The organism is Mesonia oceanica (genome assembly GCF_902499555.1).
Lineage (GTDB): Bacteria > Bacteroidota > Bacteroidia > Flavobacteriales > Flavobacteriaceae > Mesonia > Mesonia oceanica.
On sequence record NZ_CABVMM010000040.1, the window covers coordinates 1 to 2,479 of the forward strand.

Consider the following 2,479-nt stretch of genomic DNA (forward strand, 5'->3'; position numbering starts at 1 on the left):
AAAACCCAGACCTTATTAGCAAAGCCATTGCAAAAAGTATAGACAACTATTTCTACACTCGCTATGAAGACAACCAATTAACTTCCTACCAAATTGCTCATAATTCTGGCGAAGATACCATTATAGCCATAGACTTAATTGTAAGTTTAATTACCTTCGTAAAAGGTATTGCCAAAAGCACCCAAAAACTACCTAAATTTAATAAATGGATTGATGATGTATTGGAGCATGATGGGCCTGGAGCAAGAAAGCTACAAAGCTCTTTATTAGAAAGAGGAAAATATTTAGGGCAAGTATTAGAAGATTCTGAATTAAAAAAGGTTAGGAGAGTTTTATTTAAAAACAAAGTAGATATGCAAATTGGGCCTCCAAAGGGAGCTTTTCAAGTTGATGGATTTTTCTATCCGTCAGGACGAATTTATGAAATGAATGCTAAAAATGCAGCACTTTTTATAACCGATGGACAGAAAATGAAATTGGTAATTAGAGAAAATGCTACAATATATGAGCTTCTCCATGAGCTTATGCATATGAGAGATAGTAAAGCCATAGGCATGAAATCATTTATGGAAAAACCTTTAGTCAATAGAGAGAAATATGTATATGACAAAATGGTTGAACATTATAAGTATCTAAATAGAAAAGAATTAAAACATGCCGAAGATTATATTAATTGGTATTATAAAAAAGTTGGAAAAACAGATAATTTAGGTAATCCTTTAATAGAAAAATTACCATTTAAATTAGAAAATATTCCGAAAAAAAGGCAAGAAATTGATATTAACAAAATTTTGAATCTAAAATAATTTTCATGATAACAAAAAAACAAGCTTTAGAAAATGTAGTAAAATATTTAAAAGAGCACAAAAGAGAATATCTATATATTAATACTGTAGATCAAATCAGTTTTGAAGAAAAGAAATTTATAAATTATGGAAAATACGAGAACCAAGAAAAAGATATTTTCATTGTAAATTATGATATTGAGGGATATCTCGAACCCATTGCTCATTTTGTTGCAGTAGATGCAGAAACTGGAGAAATTCTTTTTACAGCTACTCCTCATGGATATGCTGAAGATTGGGAAGAATAAAACTTAATAATTCATTTTATAAAAAAACACTGCTAATATTTGATTTCAAAAGTTTTACCAAATCATAGAAATCATAAGAACGGAAATTGATTGAACACTCTATACTATAGTAATAAAGAGGATGAGAAAAGAACTTTTCAAAAATCAATGGGACTTTATTTTATATGAAGAAGATGGAAGGAAAAGATGAAAAAAAATATTCCGTGTCGTTTTCCATCAAAATTTTACTGATACTTCTCGATAGTTTTTACTTCAAGGAAAAGAACTTGACTATGACTTTGAGTAACTAAAAGAATTAGATGAACAAATCAGAAGTAACTATGAAAATTATAAGAATAGAGAAGTTATAGAACAAAAAATCTGTAGAGAAAATAGCAATTATGAAACTTACAGAAAATCAAGTAAAGCAAATAATTATAAAAGTACATAAAGATTTGAATTTAACTCATAGCGATAAGTATCCTATTTATTGTAATTATAGAAAACCATCTAAAGGCCTAGGAAATTTTAGTTTTCCTACTTGGGGAGGTGGTTTTGATCATAGAGACCCAGAAGCGGTCGGTGATGAATGGATAGGTTTATACCCTGAATATATCATCTCCATACGATGAAAAAGGTGAAGCCTTTGCCTATCATTACTATACAGGACAATTACGAATAAAACTAAATGAAAAAGGGAACTATGAAGTAGAGGGAAAGCTATATGAATCAAAAAAATAGACTTCCACTTTTTATTTATTTAACTAAAGCGATTATTAGATTAAAATATCACATTACAAGAAAAAATAGAATATAATAGTTCAGGAACATTTTTTGAAGAAATCCCACCTTAAAATATTTAAGAAACCTAGAGAAAGATAAATCTACTAACATCTATTATAAATTAGTTTTTGAAAAAGAATAATATTTATGGAAGGAATAAGGGAATTTGAAAAGAACATTTTAACAGAAATGGACTTCATAGATAGATATCTCAATATTGAGTTAAAATTTATAAAGAATAATTCAGATAAAATTTTAAAATGTGACAAAAAAACTTTTATGGCGATGGTTGATGCTAAATACCAAATAAAACACGAAGGAGGAGCATACTATACTATTACCAAAAATTACAATAAATACGAGTTTGTTTTAGAAATTCAAAAAACTAGCGGAGCGGGGTTACTATTTTATATATATATATATATGAATCAAATATTACAAAATGTAGACTTGAGTCCTGTTGCAGCAGCATTAGATTACTTACCATATAATAAAGCTAAAGCAGAAAAAGTTAGTAATACATTCGGCTACAATACTTTAAGTGAAATGAAAGATTATTTAAACCAGATGATTACATTATGGGAAGAATTTGTAGAAAAATACATTGAAAAACTAGAGCTTGGC

Annotated in this window: 4 protein-coding genes; all 4 read left to right on the plus strand. The window is 28.2% G+C overall.

The window, feature by feature from the left end; all coding sequences use genetic code 11:
* A partial coding sequence (locus FVB9532_RS19165) for a zincin-like metallopeptidase toxin domain-containing protein (protein ID WP_150546792.1) occupies positions 1-806 on the plus strand: 806 nt, incomplete at its 5' end.
* Positions 807-811: 5 nt separating this feature from the next.
* On the plus strand, positions 812-1,093 hold the full coding sequence (locus FVB9532_RS19170) for a hypothetical protein (protein WP_150546793.1): 282 nt from the start codon (positions 812-814) through the stop codon (positions 1,091-1,093).
* A 380-nt stretch (positions 1,094-1,473) separates the two neighbouring features.
* Positions 1,474-1,704: a hypothetical protein gene (locus FVB9532_RS19175; RefSeq protein WP_150546794.1), complete on the plus strand. Its 231-nt coding sequence runs from the start codon at positions 1,474-1,476 to the stop codon at positions 1,702-1,704.
* A gap of 298 nt (positions 1,705-2,002) precedes the next feature.
* On the plus strand, positions 2,003-2,479 hold a 477-nt coding region (locus FVB9532_RS19180), incomplete at its 3' end, for a hypothetical protein (protein ID WP_150546795.1).